At 61.7% G+C, this 15,017-nt stretch carries 14 protein-coding genes and 1 pseudogene; 4 read left to right on the top strand and 11 right to left on the bottom strand.

The genetic code is table 11. From position 1 onward, the window contains the following. Nucleotides 1-27 precede the first annotated feature (27 nt). From PSH57_RS16930 to PSH57_RS16920, 3 genes and pseudogenes are all read right to left on the bottom strand, one after another. The gene (locus PSH57_RS16930; protein ID WP_305384305.1) at nucleotides 28-312 is read right to left on the bottom strand and encodes an STAS domain-containing protein; all 285 of its coding nucleotides are present in this window, start codon (nucleotides 310-312) and stop codon (nucleotides 28-30) included. A gap of 15 nt (nucleotides 313-327) precedes the next feature. Further along, nucleotides 328-696: a response regulator gene (locus PSH57_RS16925; RefSeq protein WP_047227658.1), complete on the bottom strand. Its 369-nt coding sequence runs from the start codon at nucleotides 694-696 to the stop codon at nucleotides 328-330. 11 nt (nucleotides 697-707) lie between these two features. Continuing rightward, nucleotides 708-1,652, bottom strand: a pseudogene (locus PSH57_RS16920) (methyl-accepting chemotaxis protein); the annotation flags it as partial. 587 nt (nucleotides 1,653-2,239) lie between these two features. Here PSH57_RS16920 and PSH57_RS16915 point away from each other — a divergent pair. Both PSH57_RS16915 and PSH57_RS16910 read left to right on the top strand, forming a co-directional pair. After that, nucleotides 2,240-3,586 (top strand): MATE family efflux transporter, encoded by a 1,347-nt coding sequence (locus PSH57_RS16915; RefSeq protein WP_305384302.1) that lies wholly within the window; start codon nucleotides 2,240-2,242, stop codon nucleotides 3,584-3,586. A gap of 309 nt (nucleotides 3,587-3,895) precedes the next feature. After that, nucleotides 3,896-4,555, top strand: a complete 660-nt coding sequence (locus tag PSH57_RS16910) for an HAD-IA family hydrolase (protein ID WP_305384301.1) — start codon at nucleotides 3,896-3,898, stop codon at nucleotides 4,553-4,555. A gap of 121 nt (nucleotides 4,556-4,676) precedes the next feature. Here the strand turns inward: PSH57_RS16910 and PSH57_RS16905 are convergent, their stop codons facing one another. After that, entirely contained in the window at nucleotides 4,677-5,609 is a 933-nt protein-coding gene (locus PSH57_RS16905) for a transposase (RefSeq protein WP_305384149.1), read from the bottom strand. A 307-nt stretch (nucleotides 5,610-5,916) separates the two neighbouring features. After that, nucleotides 5,917-7,290 carry a nucleotide 5'-monophosphate nucleosidase PpnN gene (gene ppnN / locus PSH57_RS16900; RefSeq protein WP_305384297.1) on the bottom strand — a complete coding sequence of 458 codons (1,374 nt, stop codon included), beginning with the start codon at nucleotides 7,288-7,290 and terminating at the stop codon, nucleotides 5,917-5,919. Nucleotides 7,291-7,506: 216 nt separating this feature from the next. Here ppnN and PSH57_RS16895 point away from each other — a divergent pair, with 216 nt between their 5' ends. Then, entirely contained in the window at nucleotides 7,507-8,040 is a 534-nt protein-coding gene (locus tag PSH57_RS16895; protein ID WP_305384295.1) for a DUF3087 family protein, read from the top strand. 10 nt (nucleotides 8,041-8,050) lie between these two features. On the opposite strand, the gene PSH57_RS16890 is transcribed toward PSH57_RS16895, so the two are convergent. From PSH57_RS16890 to PSH57_RS16870, 5 genes are all read right to left on the bottom strand, one after another. After that, nucleotides 8,051-9,076, bottom strand: a complete 1,026-nt coding sequence (locus PSH57_RS16890; protein ID WP_305384294.1) for a DNA topoisomerase IB — start codon at nucleotides 9,074-9,076, stop codon at nucleotides 8,051-8,053. 248 nt (nucleotides 9,077-9,324) lie between these two features. After that, nucleotides 9,325-10,404, bottom strand: a complete 1,080-nt coding sequence (gene modC / locus PSH57_RS16885) for a molybdenum ABC transporter ATP-binding protein (RefSeq protein ID WP_305384292.1) — start codon at nucleotides 10,402-10,404, stop codon at nucleotides 9,325-9,327. A gap of 3 nt (nucleotides 10,405-10,407) precedes the next feature. Next, on the bottom strand, nucleotides 10,408-11,088 hold the full coding sequence (modB, locus tag PSH57_RS16880; RefSeq protein WP_047227648.1) for a molybdate ABC transporter permease subunit: 681 nt from the start codon (nucleotides 11,086-11,088) through the stop codon (nucleotides 10,408-10,410). Next, the gene (modA, locus tag PSH57_RS16875; protein ID WP_305384291.1) at nucleotides 11,089-11,841 is read right to left on the bottom strand and encodes a molybdate ABC transporter substrate-binding protein; all 753 of its coding nucleotides are present in this window, start codon (nucleotides 11,839-11,841) and stop codon (nucleotides 11,089-11,091) included. 400 nt (nucleotides 11,842-12,241) lie between these two features. Next, a complete protein-coding gene (locus PSH57_RS16870) occupies nucleotides 12,242-13,315 on the bottom strand; it encodes an NAD(P)H-dependent flavin oxidoreductase (protein ID WP_305384289.1) in 1,074 nt (357 codons plus the stop codon). Between the two features lie 148 nt (nucleotides 13,316-13,463). Here PSH57_RS16870 and PSH57_RS16865 point away from each other — a divergent pair, with 148 nt between their 5' ends. Further along, nucleotides 13,464-13,952 carry a GyrI-like domain-containing protein gene (locus PSH57_RS16865; RefSeq protein ID WP_305384288.1) on the top strand — a complete coding sequence of 163 codons (489 nt, stop codon included), beginning with the start codon at nucleotides 13,464-13,466 and terminating at the stop codon, nucleotides 13,950-13,952. Here the strand turns inward: PSH57_RS16865 and ada are convergent. Continuing rightward, on the bottom strand, nucleotides 13,916-14,989 hold the full coding sequence (gene ada, locus PSH57_RS16860; protein ID WP_305384287.1) for a bifunctional DNA-binding transcriptional regulator/O6-methylguanine-DNA methyltransferase Ada: 1,074 nt from the start codon (nucleotides 14,987-14,989) through the stop codon (nucleotides 13,916-13,918). The genes PSH57_RS16865 and ada overlap by 37 nt on opposite strands. Nucleotides 14,990-15,017: the final 28 nt, after the last annotated feature.

Raw genomic sequence — 15,017 nt, 5'->3', positions numbered from 1 at the left:
TGTCGTGTCCGACGTGTTGCGGGGCCGCTATACAACCAGGTTGCACAGGGCGAGTGTTTCGGTGACGGCTTTGCTGTGATCCGTTATCTCCAGCCGGGTACCGGCCTTGGGCGCCTCGCGCTGGACCATCAGCAGCAATTGCAGGCCAGCGCCGTCCATTTCTGTGATCTGCGACAGATCCAGCGCCATGCGCGGCGTCGCCCCCAGGCGCGGCAGCAACTGCGCGGCGAGGTCGGCGGCGGTGTAGATCGTCAGCTCGCCGTCGATCTGCACCTGCGCGGTGTCATCCTGTGTTTCGTACAGCAACGGCATTTCACTCTCCGCGAATCAAGGAAGAATCAGCTTGGACACCGCCGCCAGCATCTGCGCCGGCTGGAACGGCTTGACCACCCAGGCCTTGGCACCCGCCGCCTGGCCCTCGAGTTTTTTCGACTCCTGGGATTCGGTGGTGAGCATGATGATCGGCGTGAACTTGTAGCTGGCCAGCTTCTTGACCTCCTTGACGAAGGTGATGCCGTCCATGTTCGGCATGTTCACGTCACTGATGATCAGGTGCACCTTCTGGCCATTGAGCTTGCCCAATGCATCCTTGCCATCGCTGGCCTCGATCACGTCGTAGCCGGCACTTTTCAACGCGATGCCGACGACCTGCCGAACGCTCGCGGAGTCGTCGACAACCAATACACTTTTAGCCATGAACGGCTCTCCTAGAAGAAGGTTATTTCCTGTGAATTCTGTTGCGCGCCCGATCCGCCGTGGTGGTTGCGGCGTTGTTCTTCGGTGGCGTAAGTGGTTTCCATACGCGCCAGCCATTGGCGGGCGTCGATGGAGACGGCCTGGTCGGGCGACTGACTGGCCTGCTGCATATGCACATGCAGGTCCTCGATGTTGTCGCGCACGTGGCTGAGGATCTGGCTGACCCGATCCTGAAATTGCAGGTTGACCAGCACTTCGGTGAGTTCGTCGCGAATACCAAAGCTTTCCTGTTGCAGCAGGTCGGCCGATTCGGCCAACCGCCCGGTGACGCTCTTGAAGCGCTCCAGCACGCGCTGGATGCTGTCCTCGGAGACGGTAACCGACTGACTGTCCTGATCCGCGCCGCTGGAGGCGGCCTGGACCAATTGAGTGATGGCGTTATTGATGATGTCGACCTTGGCCGACATCTGCTGGCCGGTCTCGCTGGACTTGCTCGACAGACTGCGCACGGCATCGGCCACCACCGCAAAACCGCGCCCGGCTTCGCCGGCACGGGCGGCTTCGATCGCGGCATTGAGGGCTAGCAGGTTGGTCTGGGCGGCAATGGCCGCGACATCGGCGGCCATGGTCCGCAGCTCACCGGTGTAGGCGGTGAGGTTACGCACCTGGGCCAGGGTTTCGTCGCGGCTGGCCTGGGTGGCTTTCAGGGAGTTGATGACCTGGACCAGCTCACCTTCACTTTGGGCCAGCACCTGTACGGCGCCGCCACTGCTATTGCCAGCCAGCTCACCGGCGGCCAGTTGCGAGGCTTGCACGGTGTCTTCCAGACGTGAAGAAATGCCGGTGAAGCGACTGGTCAGCGAGACGATCGCGGTTTCGGTCTGCTGCCGGGAGCTTTCCACCTGCTTGGCCCAGATCGGCATCGCCCCGAGGATGACTTCGTTGAGTTGCGCGCTGGCCTTTTGGCTCAAGTGGTCGGCGGCATTGAGCTGATGATGTGCAATGGCGGCGGCGACTGCTTTGTCGATCTGCTGGTATTGGGCACGAGCCCCCCACACGCCGGCACCGGCGCCAATAGCCAGGAGCACGGCGCACAACGCCAGGTTTTGTGTACTCGGGTCGTTGAGAACCAGTAGGCCAACGCTCGCGATCAGGGCCACAAACAAGCTGGACCAGAGGATGCGCGGCGGAGTTTGGGATTGGGAATGACCGTGTGAATACGACGTCATGGTTCGGTCCTTGAACAGTGTTGCTAACAGGTTGTTTGCGAATAACTGGTTATCTGCGACCCCACCCCGGACTTTAAGACCGGTCGTCCGATTCCGGTTTGGCTGAGGGCATTGGCCTGCCCAGTAAGTGGCACTGTGCTACTTGAGGTTAGACGCAGTCCCTGAAATGTCGAGGTGCACTGACGAACAGATGAGACGCACTTCAGTCGCCTCTTTCGCGGGCAAGCCTTGCTCCCACAGATTCCCTCACCCCTGGGTGGGAATAAGCTAAATTACCCCGCATCGGATCTTCGAACCTGCCATCACGAGCCCTCATGCCCACCCAGCCTCTCTGGAAAATCTACCTCCTGTTCCTGGCCCCCATGGTCCTGTCCAATTTCCTGCAATCGATGTCCGGCACGCTCAATAGCATCTACATCGGGCAGATGCTCGGCACCCAGGCATTGGCGGCGGTGTCGGGCATGTTTCCCATCCTGTTTTTCTTTATCGCGCTGGTGATTGGCCTGGGCGCTGGAGCAGGGGTGCTGATCGGGCAGGCCTACGGCGCCGGGGAAACCGGCACGGTAAAGGCGATTGCCGGCACTACGCTGTTGCTGGCGGCGATCATCGGGCTGGTGGCGGCGGTGCTCGGCAGTGTGTTCGCGCGCCAGGCGCTCCAGGGGTTGGGAACGCCGGTCGATGTGCTTGAGGACGCGGTTTCCTATGCCCGGGTGATGATGTGGATCCTGCCGATACTGCTGGTGTTCGTGGTGTTCACCCAGTTGCTGCGTGGGGTGAGCGATACGCTGTCGCCCATGCTGGCGTTGCTGGTGTCCACCAGTGTCGGACTGCTGCTGACACCAGCGCTGATTCGCGGTTGGCTGGGGCTGCCGCAGATAGGCATCGAGAGCGCGGCGCTGGCAGGGCTGGTGGGTACGGCATCGGCTATGGTCATGCTGGCGTGGCGCCTGAACCGTCGTGAACACGCCCTGGCGCCGGACCGGGCGTTGTTCGCGGCGATGCGCCTGAACATGGACATCCTCGGCAAGGTGCTGCGCATCGGCCTGCCCACGGGGTTGCAGATGGTGGTGATCTCGCTGTCGGAGTTGGTGATCCTGGCGCTGGTCAATCGTCACGGTTCCGAGGCCACGGCCGCCTATGGCGCGGTGACGCAAATCGTCAATTACGTGCAGTTCCCGGCATTGTCGATTGCCATCACCGCCTCGATCCTCGGTGCCCAGGCCATCGGCGCCGGGCGTCTGGAGCGGCTGGGGCCGATCCTGCGCACGGGTCTGTTGATCAATGTCTGGCTCACCGGTGGACTGGTGGTCTCGGGGTATCTGTTGTCTCACTGGTTGCTGGGATTATTCATCACCGACCCGGCGGCGCGAATCCAGGCTGAACACCTGCTGCACATCATGCTCTGGAGCCTGCTGGTATTCGGCTTCCAGGCGGTGGTCGGCGGCATTATGCGCGCCAGCGGCACGGTGCTGATGCCGGTGGCGATTTCGATCTTCTGCATCGTCGGCGTTCAGGTGCCAGTGGCCTACCTGCTGGACGCACAGTTCGGGCTGCAGGGGGTATGGATGGCGTTTCCGGTGGCTTACTTGAGCATGCTGGTGCTGCAGACGCTGTACTACAAACTGGTCTGGCAGCATCAGCGGATTGAGCGCCTTGTGTAGACCAGAGCTTTACTGACACAACACACATCCCCTGCGGGTGAGCCTGTGGTTGAACCTGTGGGAGCAAGCCTGTGGGAGCAAAGCTTGCTCGCGATAGCGGTTTTAAAGCCAACAGGGGTGTTGTAGGTGATGACGTCATCGCGAGCAAGCTTTGCTCCCACAGGCTCGCTCCCACAGGCTTTGCTTTGCTTCCACAGGCTCGCTCCCACAGGCTTTGCTTTGCTTCCACAAGCTCGTTCCCACGGAGATTCGGTGCCTGGCGATGTTACAGTGGCCGGCATTCTCCTACTGCCATCACCGAGGATCTCGATGTCTGCCAGCCCGCCATCCAGTGTTTCCTACCGCGCCTTCCTCTTCGACATGGACGGCACGCTGCTCAATTCCATCGCCGCTGCCGAGCGGATCTGGACGCGCTGGGCCCTTCGTCACGGCGTGGATGTGGCGAGCTTTCTGCCGACTATCCACGGCGTGCGTGCTGTCGACACCATCGCCCGCCAACGCCTGCCGGGGGTGGATGCCCTGGCCGAGGCCGAGCAGATTACCCGCGAGGAAATCGAAGACGTGGAAGGTGTGGTGCCAGTACCCGGTGCTGCGGCATTTCTGAACAGCCTGCCGCCAGAACGGTGGGCAATCGTCACCTCAGCGCCCATGGCATTGGCCTTACGCCGTATGGAAGCCGCCGCAATTCCGCGCCCTTTGGTCATGGTCACGGCCGAAGACGTAAGCGATGGCAAGCCCAACCCCACCTGCTATCGCCTGGCCGCCGAACGCTTGCAAGTGGCACCGCAAGAATGCCTGGTCTTTGAAGACGCCGAGGCAGGCATCCGGGCAGGCGAGGCGGCCGAGGCGGATGTGATGGTGGTAACGGCGACACATACGCACCCGGTAGTCACCCTTCATCCGCAGATCAAGGATTACCGAGGCCTTGGCGTTGAGGTAAATGAAACCGGCCGGATGCGAATTTTGTAACCACACAAATCCCCTGTGGGAGCAACTGTCTTGGATGGTTTATTTAGCCATCTTTTTCAGAGGCAGCGAGCCTCCCACAGCTCTGGGCTATGCAATTGTCTGAGGGAACCGGAATCACAATCTACGCGACGTCTCCCTTCCACTCAGAACCATCCCGGATCATTGCGTTTAGACGTATCAACAAGATCCGCATACATGCGATGAGCGCAACCTTCGCGCATTTGCCTTTCTCGCGCAGCGCCTTGTAGCGTGCATTGAAGTCAGGCTGATACCTGATCACTGACCAGCAGGCCATGTACAGAGCGCGCCTGGCGGAGAACCTACCGCCGCTGATATGGCGTTGGCCTTTGTGCGTGCCGCTATCGTCGTTGTAGGGGGCGATGCCTGCTAATGCGGCTATCTGATGTCGCCCAACCTCGCCGAGCTCTGGAAGATAGGCCATTACGCTGGCTGCCGTGACGAGACCGATCCCCTTGACCGAGCACAGGCGAGTGACTTTTTCACTGTCCAGGCTTTCAGCGCTTTGACGGATCATCTTTTCTATCAACTTAATGGCTTCGCACAGGTAGTCGATATGACTCTGCAACGCGGGTTTAACGGCCTCAGATGAGGCCGTTTTAAATCTGCGTTTGTCGTCATCTCTCTGCTGAGTAAAGTTTTCCCGTTGCTGGACCAGTGCGCGCAAGTCGTCCTGTTCGGCACTTGTGATCCGGCTGTTAGCCGATTTGATGACCGCTGCAAATTGCGCCAGGAGGCGCGCATCTATCGGGTCGGTTTTAGCTTGTTGTCCCATTGCTTTGGCAAAGCTCTTGGCTCGGCAGGGGTTGATCCGAATGACCTCAAAACCTGCAGCCTGAAGCGCTTTCATGACGTTTCGCTCGTAACCGCCAGTGGCTTCCAACAACACACGGGTGACCTGATGGAGCAGCAGCCAACCAATTAATCCAGGAAAATCATCTTCAGCGTTAGGGCAACTCACCCCAACATCTAAGAGATCAACCTGAACCTGAAGACTGTCTTTTGAAACATCAATACCTGCTGGATAGGAAAACATGGCCAAACCCTCTTACACTCAAGGTGAGAGCGCTCTGGCTTGGCCCACGCTTGTAACTGTTCGAGGTGGGCTCGTTCAACTGTTCGGGCTCAATGACCAGAGTGGAGAGGTGAGTGGCAGCATGGGCTCCCACACGTGCTTTAAGCACTCCGGGCATTCAGCTTGCCACCCACCGCTCTCACCTTCAGTCTAAACGTAGCGCAAGACACAAGCGGGCTTGCTCGCGAAAGCGGTGGGTCAGCTTGCATCAATGCCGAATGTACCGCCGTCTTCGCGAGCAAGCCCGCTCCCACATTGGAGCGGGGCGTCAGGTCACCACGCGATAGCACGGTTCATACGCCGCGCCGCCCGGCAGTTTCATCCGGTGCTGGGCGACGAAGGCCTGGAGCAGCCGGTCGAGAGGTTCCATGATGGCGGCATCGCCGTGAATCTCGTAAGGGCCGTGTTCTTCGATCAGGCGGATACCCTTGTCCTTGACGTTACCGGCCACGATCCCCGAGAACGCCCGGCGCAAGTTGGCGGCCAGTTCGTGGGGAGGCAGGTCGCGGCTCAGGCCCAGGCTGGCCATGTTGGCGTGGGTTGGGTCGAACGGGCGTTGGAAGCCTTCGTCGATTTTCAGCAACCAGTTGAAGTGGAAGGCGTCGTTGCGCTCGCGGCGGAACTGTTTGACCGCCTTGAGCCCCTGGGTCATATGCCGCGCCACTTCGGCCGGGTCGTCGATGATGATCTGGTAGTGCTTCTGCGCAGCCTTGCCCAGGGTTGCGCCGACAAAGGCATGCAGTTGATCGAGGTACGGTGCGGCACTTTTGGGCCCGGTAAGGACGACCGGGAAGGGCAGGTCCTGGTTGGCCGGGTGCATCAGGATACCCAGCAAATAGAGGAATTCTTCCGCCGTACCGGCGCCGCCCGGGAAGATGATGATGCCGTGGCCCACGCGCACGAAAGCTTCCAGGCGCTTCTCGATGTCCGGCAGGATCACCAGCTCATTGACGATCGGGTTCGGCGCTTCGGCGGCGATGATGCCCGGCTCCGTCAGGCCCAGGTAACGGCCGCCGTGGATGCGTTGTTTGGCGTGGGCGATGGTGGCGCCTTTCATCGGGCCTTTCATCACGCCCGGGCCGCAGCCGGTGCAGATGTCCAGGCTGCGCAGGCCCAGTTCGTGGCCGACTTTCTTGGTGTACTTGTATTCTTCGGTGTTGATCGAGTGGCCGCCCCAGCACACAACAATTTTTGGCTCCACGCCGGGCCGCAAAGTGCGGGCGTTGCGCAGCAGGTGGAAGACGTAGTCGCTGATGCCTTGTGAGGAGCTGAGGTCGATGCGCTGGCTGTCCAGTTCGTTCTCGGTGTAGACGATGTCGCGCAAGGCGCTGAAGAGCATTTCCCGGGTGCTGGCAATCATTTCGCCGTCGACGAAGGCATCCGCCGGCGCGTTCAGCAGTTCCAGGCGAACACCCCGGTCCTGCTGGTGAATACGGATCTCGAAGTCCTTGTAGGCTTCCAGGATGGTCTTGGCGTTGTCGACATGGGCGCCGGTGTTGAGAATGGCCAGGGCGCACTGGCGGAAGAGGGTATAGATACTGCCGGAACCGGCTTCGCTCAGTTGCTGGACTTCGCGCTGGGACAAAGTCTCCAGGCTGCCCTTGGGGCTGACCGAGGCGTTGATTACATGTCTTTGATTCATTCAGCTTTCCTTGAAAACGATGCCGTACGCACAACGACGGCATCTTGAAAAAAACGTCCACGCAGAAAGATCGCACGATCCTTGTGGTATCGCCATGGGCTTTGATCCGGATCCTTCGGGTCAGTTGCACACAAAATGAGCCCCAGCATAGCTAAATCCACCGGGCAGGCGATAATGCGGGACTTTTTTTACGCCGCACAAGGAAATTGCACTGCGATGTTCGAGCTCAAACCGTGGGACGCCGAAGCCTACCGACGCCAGACCCGGCGCAGTACCTTCATCGTCGCCGTGACGTTCCTGGCACTGGCGATGCTGTTGTCCAGTCTGGCCGTGATGCTGTTCGGCACGCCTGGGGGTGATAATTTTCGCTTCAACCTGGGCGGGGTGTTTGCGGCGGTGCTGATGATGGTCGCACTGATGCGGCTGTATTTCTGGTCGCAGCCCTGGATGGCCGCGGCGGTGTACGGTTGGCGACTCAAGCGCAGCCTGATGAGCATCACCAATGTGATGCATCAGGTGACGGCCGGTGTGCAGGCCCAGGACCCGGCGGCAATGAAGTTGTTGCGCTTCTATCACCTGGGCCTGACGCAGATGCATCAACTCGACGCCAACTCCAGCGCCCAGGGTTCACTGAGCCGGGACGCCGACGAGCATTTGGCCAGAATGCAGGCACTGAATCTCGACACCGATCAGCCGTGCCTGGACCCGACCTGGATTGAGACGGTGAAACGGGCGTATAGCGAGCGCTGACGAGCTTGTCTTAACATTCGGCCATGCGTTGCAAAAACATCGCCAATCCGGCTTCTTCCGCACTGAGGCCTTTGCGTGCCCCAGGCCTGGGCAATTGCCACAGGGCACCGAGCAGGAAACCCTCCACCACCGCCGGATGAATGTAGCATTTACGACAGACGGTTGGCGTATTGCCCAGTTGCCGGGCGACCTGCCTGACCATCTCGACAACGTGCTTTTTCGCTTCGGTCTCGGTTTCCCAGCGCAGCGTTCGCAGCCCGGCCAGCGCCGCCGCGCTGCCGGCCCAGGTGCGGTAATCCTTGGCGGTGAAATCGGCGCCGGTCAGGCTCTTGAGGTAGGCGTTGATGTCCGAGGAGCTGATGGAGTGGCGCTCACCCTGTTCATCCAGGTACTGGAACAGGTTCTGCCCGGGGATCTCCTGGCAGCGCTTGATGATCCGCGCCAGGCGCCGGTCTTTCACGGTGATCTGGTGTTCGACGCCGCTCTTGCCACGGAACTGGAAGGCGATGGCGCTGCCGTTGACCTCGACGTGCTTGCTGCGCAGGGTGGTCAGGCCGTAGGAGCGGTTGTCCCGGGCATACTGGGGGTTGCCGACCCGGATCAGGGTGACGTCCAGCAACGTGATCACCGTGGCCATGACCTTATCGCGGCTGAATCCGGGCGTGGCCAGGGTTTGCTCCAGGCGTTTGCGCAGGCGGGGCAGGGTCCGGCCAAACTCCAGCATTCGCGAGTATTTGTCGGCATCGCGCACTTCGCGCCAGCGTGGGTGGTAGCGGTATTGCTTGCGCCCGCGAGCATCCCGGCCGGTGGCCTGGAGATGACCGCGCGGGTCAAGGCAGATCCATACATCGGTGTAGGCCGGCGGCACGGCCAAGGCGTTGATGCGCTGGATTTGCGCCACCTCGGTGATCCGCTGGCCCTGAGGATCGAAATAACAGAACTTGCCCCGCAACTTTTTGCGGGAGATGCCAGGGGCGGTGTCATCGACATAATGCAGATCGGCCGGCAATGCATCCGGCGGCAGGGTGTCGGGCATGAAAGAATCCTTGGCAGCAAATCCGGGGGCCTGTGATTGATTGACCGCAGCCTGTGACGCTCGTGCCAAGTTTCTGAGGTGGCCCGCAACGGCGTGTAGTCCACCGCATCTGGACTACACCGCTGGGCTTCATGTGGGAGCGGGCTTGCTCGCGAAGAGGCAATTGCATTCAACATCAATGTTGGCTGTTACACCGCTTTCGCGAGCAAGCCCGCTCCCACATGAGGTCGACTTGAGATGTTCAAACCTTACGCCAACACCGCCACCGCCTTGATCTGCGCCCACAGCAACTGCCCCGGATGAAGCTTGAGCTGATCGCGGGAGTAACGGGTGATGCGCGCCAACAGCGGGGTGCCGGCAGCCTCCAGCCGAATCAGCACATGGGCGGCGTTGTCCGCGGCCAGTTCGCTGACCACGGTGACGGGCAAACGGTTGAGGATGCTGGTCTGGGCATCGTTTGTCAGGCTGAGGCTGACGTCACGGGCCTGGACCTTGAAGCGCAGTGGCTGTCCGACGGCCAGAGGCGTGTGGGCGACACGCACGTTCAAGAGGCTGTCGGGCAGGGTCAGGGACAGCAATTGATAGGCAGCGTCATAACCGCTGACCTTGCCCTGGACCACCACGCCCGCGTCATCCCCCAACGCCAGCGGCAGGTCGAGTCGCGCCAGTGTTTCGCCGATCGGGCCGCTGGCCAGCACACGACCGGCGTCCAGCAGCACGATGTGGTCGGCCAGGCGCGCCACTTCGTCCTGCGAGTGGCTGACGTACAGCACCGGGATGTCCAGCTCATCGTGCAGGCGTTGCAGGTAGGGCAGGATTTCGTTCTTGCGCCGGGTATCCAGGGCGGCCAGCGGCTCGTCCATCAGCAGCAGTCGCGGGCTGGTCAACAGGGCTCGAGCGATGCCGACCCGCTGGCGTTCGCCGCCGGACAGGTTGTGTGGCTGCCGCTCCAGCAAGTGACCGATGCCCAGCAGCTCGGTCGCTTGGCTCATGTCCACCCGTCGTTGCGCTGGCGCGATGCGCTTGAGGCCGAATGCCAGGTTGGCCTGCACCGACAGATGCGCGAACAGGCTCGCCTCTTGGAACACGTAGCCCAGCGCCCGTTGATGGGGCGGCACGAACACGCCGCGCTCGCTGTCCTGCCAGACTTCGCCGTTGACCTCGATGAAACCCCGAGCCGGCCGCTCCAGCCCGGCAATGCCGCGCAGGCAGGTGGTCTTGCCGGAACCGGACTGACCGTACAGCGCGGTCACGCCACGGCCCGGCAGTTGCACATCCAGGTCCAGGGAGAAGTCCCCATGGTCGAGCTGAAAACGCGCTTGAATCATCGATCAGCTCCAGCCGGCCCGGGTTCGACGGCTGGAATACAACGCCAGCAGCACAAGAAATGAAAACACCAGCATCGCCGCCGCCAGCCAATGAGCCTGGGCATATTCCAGGGCTTCGACATGGTCGTAAATCTGCACCGACACCACCCGGGTTTTTTCGGGGATATTACCGCCGATCATCAGCACCACGCCGAATTCGCCGACGGTGTGGGCGAAGCCGAGGATCGCGGCGGTGATGAAACCGGGGCGAGCCAACGGCAGGATGACACTGAAAAAAGTATCCCAAGGACCGGCCCGCAAGGTGGCGGCCACTTCCAGGGGGCGACTGCCGATGGCGGAGAATGCGTTTTGCAACGGCTGCACCACAAACGGCATGGAATAGATCACCGAGCCGATCACCAGTCCGGTGAAGCTGAAAGTGAGGGTACCCAGCCCGACGGCCTGGGTGAATTGGCCGATCCAGCCGTTGGGACCCAGGGCGAGCAACAGGTAAAAGCCGATCACCGTGGGCGGCAGCACCAACGGCAGGGCCACCACCGCGCCCACCGGCCCGCGCAGCCAGGACTGGGTACGTGACAGCCACAGGGCGATGGGCGTGCCGATCAGCAGCAGGATCACCGTGGTCAGCGACGCCAGTTTCAGGGTCAGCCAGATGGCGGCGTAGTCGGCACTGGTCAGTGGCATTTAGCGTTGATAACCGTAGGCTTGGATGATGGCGGTGGCTTTCGGGCCTCTTAGGTAATCCATGAATGCCGAGGCTGCGGCGTTGTTTCGCCCTTTTTCGAGGATCACCGCGTCCTGTTTGATCGGGTCATGCAGTTCGGCGGGGACGATCCATGCCGAGCCGCTGGCCACCTTGCCGTCCTTGTAGACCTGGGACAAGGCCACGAAACCGAGTTCTGCGTTGCCGGTGGAAACGAACTGATAGGCCTGGGTGATGTTCTGGCCTTCGACGATCTTGCCTTTGACTTGCCCGGTCAACCCCAGCTTATCCAGCACCTGGGTCGCGGCCAAACCATAGGGCGCGGCTTTCGGGTTGGCGATGGACAGGTGCTGGAAACCGTTGCCCTTGAGCACTTGGCCCTGGCTGTCGACATAACCGTCCTTGGCCGACCACAGCGCCAGCGTGCCGACCGCGTAGGTGAAGCGCGAACCCTTTACCGTGTCGCCTTCTCGTTCGAGCCTGGCCGGGGTGGTGTCGTCGGCGGCGAGGAAGACTTCGAACGGTGCGCCGTTCTTGATCTGGGTATAAAACTGCCCGGTCGCGCCATAGGCCGCCACCAGTTTGTGGCCGGTGTCTTGCTCAAAACCGGCGGCGATGGCCTGGATCGGCGCGGTGAAATTGGACGCCACGGCCACCTGCACTTCATCGGCCTGGACGGCGCCAACGGTAAAGAGTGTGGTCAGCAGCAGCGGCGCGAGGCGGATGAGGTGCATTAAAGGCTCCGTAAGGTCGGTTTCGCTATATACGGAAATATATAGCGAATGGCTGGCAAACGGAATGTGAGTTTTGCAGAGGGCAGTGGCGGTGATGTTGAATGTGCCGCCATCTTCGCGAGCAAGCTTTGCTCCCACAGGAATCTGTGGCGAACACACCTCTTGCTGCCACAGGGATCTGTGGCGAACACACCGCTTGCTGCCACACCAGAACCCATGTGGGAGCGGGCTTGCTCGCGAAGATGGCGGTACATTCAACATGTCTGTTGGCTGACCCACCGCTTTCGCGAGCAAGCCCGCTCCCACAGGTCCAGTGGTGTGTCCAGATGTTGTGTTCGCCACACATCCCCTGTGGGAGCGAGCCTGCTCGCGATGACGGCCTGACAGACGATGATGACCGTCAGGACCGCCCACGGCCGTTCAGTTGGGCCAGCGTCTCTTCGGCCAAATGCCGGGTCAGCTCGGCGGTGGACAGCTCCCGGCCCAAGGGAAACCCCTGGCCGGCCCAGAGGTTGCTGAAGTCCGCTTCATCCTTGGCCCGCAACGGCATCAACGCGCCGCCCGCCAGGGGGAACGCCGGTGTCATGGGAGTCATCGGCCCGATCTCGCGCATCACCCGGTTGACGATGCCTCGGGCCGGGCGGCCGGTGAACAGGTTGGTGACAGCAGTTTGACTTTCCTTGGCCGTGCGTAGCGCCCGGTGATGGGCCGCGCTGATCTTGGCCTCGGGCGTAAACAGATAAGCGCTGCCCAGTTGCACCGCCGATGCACCCAGAGCAAACGCCGCAACGATACCCCGTGCATCGCCAATACCGCCCGCAGCGATCACCGGCACGCTCACCGCATCCACCACCTGTGGCAGCAAGGCAAACAGGCCGACCTGGGAGTTGAGGTCGTCACTGAGGAACATCCCGCGATGGCCGCCGGCTTCATAGCCCATGGCGATGATCGCGTCGCACCCGTGCTGTTCCAGCCAGATGGCCTCCTCGACAGTGGTGGCTGACGACAGGACTTTAGCGCCGGTGGCTTTCACCCGGTCCAGCAGGGACTTTTCCGGCAGGCCGAAGTGGAAGCTGACCACTTCAGGACGCATCTGCTCCAGCACCTGGCAGGCCGCATCATCGAACGGCGTGCGGTTGGACACTGGTGTCGGTGCGTCGAAGTCGGCGCCCAGTTCTTCGTAGTAGGGCTTGAGGTGTTGCTTCCAGGCCTCGGCGCGTTGTTCATCGAGCACGGGTGGCTGGTGACAGAAAAAATTCACGTTGAACGGCTTGTCGGTCTGTTCGCTGATTGTCGTCAGCGCCTGACGCAGTTGCTCGACATCCAGCATCGCCGCCGGCATCGAACCCAGTCCGCCGGCATTGCAGGCGGCGATCACCATGGCCGGGCCCGTCACCCCGGCCATCGGCCCCTGGATGATGGGCAGATCGATGCCGAGCAGGTCAAGAATGCGAGTGTCTGGCCACTGGCTCATGTGCGGGTCTCCGACGGCAGAGGAAAACAGCGTTTTTAGCAGGTGTGGCCCGGCCAGGGCCAGTCGAGTTTTTCAATCGGATGCTGCAACTTGATCCCGGGGGCAAGCGGGTTACCATGCGGGCTTCATTTATCAAGGAGCCTGACCCATGGACGTCAAACTCAAGGCAGTCGAACCCTTCACCGTGGCCGGTCTGCAGGTACACACGCGCAACGCTGACGAACAGCAGCCCGACACGGCACGGATCGGCCCGATGTGGCAGCAGTTCTTCACCGAAGGGCTGTTTGACAAGATCCCCGCCAGGCAGTCGGAATCGTTTGTCTACGGGGTCTATTCCCACTATGAATCCGACGCCACCGGGTACTTTGATGTGACGGCCGGGGTGCAGGTGGATGCGACCAGCGCAGGCTATCCCGCCGTGGACATCGAAGGCGGGGATTACCTGGTGTTTTCGGCCAAGGGGCCGATGCCCGATTGCGTGATCCAGACCTGGGGCCTGATCTGGGCATATTTCGCGGATAACCCGCAAACCCTGCGCCGGTTCGCCACCGATTTCGAGGTCTACAGCGGCCCCGATTCGGTGGCGATCTACATCGGCGTTCAGTCCGCGGACGAGCGTTCCAGCGCCAGCAACTGACGTTTACGCTCCACGCCCCAGCGATAACCCGACAGGTTGCCGTCGCTGCGCACCACCCGGTGGCAGGGGATCGCCACCGCCAGGCTGTTGGCGCCGCAGGCCTGGGCCACGGCGCGCACGGCCTTGGGCATGCCGATGCGCTGGGCGATCTCGGCGTAGCTGGCGGTGCTGCCCGGCGGAATATCCCGCAGGGCCTGCCAGACCCGTTCCTGGAACGCCGTGCCTTGCAGGTCCAGTGGCAGGTCCAGGCCCAGGGCCGGTGCTTCGATAAAACCCACCACCTGGGCGATCAACTGCTCGAATTCGCGGTCAGCACCGATCAGGTTGGCGCGGCGGAATTTGTCTTGCAGGTCGCGCACCAGCGCGTCCGGATCGTCGCCCAGCAGGATCGCGCACACACCACGTTCGCTTTGCGCCACCAAAATCGCCCCCAGGGAACATTGGCCGACGGCGAAGCGGATATCGGTGTTCTGCCCGGCGGCGCGGTAATCGGCGGGTTTCATGCCCAGCACTTTGTCGGCGGCTTCATAGAAGCGACTGTTGGAGTTGAAGCCGGCGTCGTACAGCGCTTCGGTGATCGATCCACCATCGCTCAGGCGGTCGCGCACCTTGCGTGAGCGGTGGGCGGCGGCATAACCCTTGGGTGTCAGACCGGTGACGGCCTTGAACACCCGGTGGAAATGGAAGGGACTCAAGCCTGCGCTTTGCGCCAGTTCATTGAGCCCAGGCAGTTCTTCGGCGGCCTCGATCTGCCGACAGGCGGCCGCGACCCGGGCCGCTTGTTGGGCGGCGATCTGGGTCTGGTCCCTGGCCACCCGCTTGCTAGGACGATAACCCGCCGCCTGGGCCTGTTCCGGCGTGTCGAAAAATTCCACGTTACGCGGGTTGGGCAGGCGCGACAGGCTGCTGGGGTGGCAATAGATGCCGGTGGTTTTCACGCCATAGACGAATTGCCCGTCGGCGCGCGGATCCCGGGCGAGCACGGCAGCCCAGCGAGGGTCCAGTTCAGCGGTAAGGGTGTTCGAAGTGCTGTTCATGGTCGTTATGTCCATTGGCCCGTTTTGG

The sequence above is a fragment of the Pseudomonas hefeiensis genome (genome assembly GCF_030687835.1).
GTDB lineage: Bacteria > Pseudomonadota > Gammaproteobacteria > Pseudomonadales > Pseudomonadaceae > Aquipseudomonas > Aquipseudomonas hefeiensis.
This window is presented reverse-complemented; position numbering and strand designations above follow the sequence as displayed.

Excerpts from the sequence above, each read along its gene's own strand:
- modA (WP_305384291.1), bottom strand. The coding sequence starts at position 11,841 with ATGCACCTCATCCGCCTCGCGCCGCTGCTGCTGACCACACTCTTTACC.
- ppnN (WP_305384297.1), bottom strand. The coding sequence starts at position 7,290 with ATGAATCAAAGACATGTAATCAACGCCTCGGTCAGCCCCAAGGGCAGC.
- PSH57_RS16905 (WP_305384149.1), bottom strand. The coding sequence starts at position 5,609 with ATGTTTTCCTATCCAGCAGGTATTGATGTTTCAAAAGACAGTCTTCAG.
- ada (WP_305384287.1), bottom strand. The coding sequence starts at position 14,989 with ATGAACAGCACTTCGAACACCCTTACCGCTGAACTGGACCCTCGCTGG.
- modB (WP_047227648.1), bottom strand. The coding sequence starts at position 11,088 with ATGCCACTGACCAGTGCCGACTACGCCGCCATCTGGCTGACCCTGAAA.
- PSH57_RS16910 (WP_305384301.1), top strand. The coding sequence starts at position 3,896 with ATGTCTGCCAGCCCGCCATCCAGTGTTTCCTACCGCGCCTTCCTCTTC.
- modC (WP_305384292.1), bottom strand. The coding sequence starts at position 10,404 with ATGATTCAAGCGCGTTTTCAGCTCGACCATGGGGACTTCTCCCTGGAC.
- PSH57_RS16930 (WP_305384305.1), bottom strand. The coding sequence starts at position 312 with ATGCCGTTGCTGTACGAAACACAGGATGACACCGCGCAGGTGCAGATC.
- PSH57_RS16915 (WP_305384302.1), top strand. The coding sequence starts at position 2,240 with ATGCCCACCCAGCCTCTCTGGAAAATCTACCTCCTGTTCCTGGCCCCC.
- PSH57_RS16890 (WP_305384294.1), bottom strand. The coding sequence starts at position 9,076 with ATGCCCGACACCCTGCCGCCGGATGCATTGCCGGCCGATCTGCATTAT.
- PSH57_RS16870 (WP_305384289.1), bottom strand. The coding sequence starts at position 13,315 with ATGAGCCAGTGGCCAGACACTCGCATTCTTGACCTGCTCGGCATCGAT.
- PSH57_RS16895 (WP_305384295.1), top strand. The coding sequence starts at position 7,507 with ATGTTCGAGCTCAAACCGTGGGACGCCGAAGCCTACCGACGCCAGACC.
- PSH57_RS16925 (WP_047227658.1), bottom strand. The coding sequence starts at position 696 with ATGGCTAAAAGTGTATTGGTTGTCGACGACTCCGCGAGCGTTCGGCAG.
- PSH57_RS16865 (WP_305384288.1), top strand. The coding sequence starts at position 13,464 with ATGGACGTCAAACTCAAGGCAGTCGAACCCTTCACCGTGGCCGGTCTG.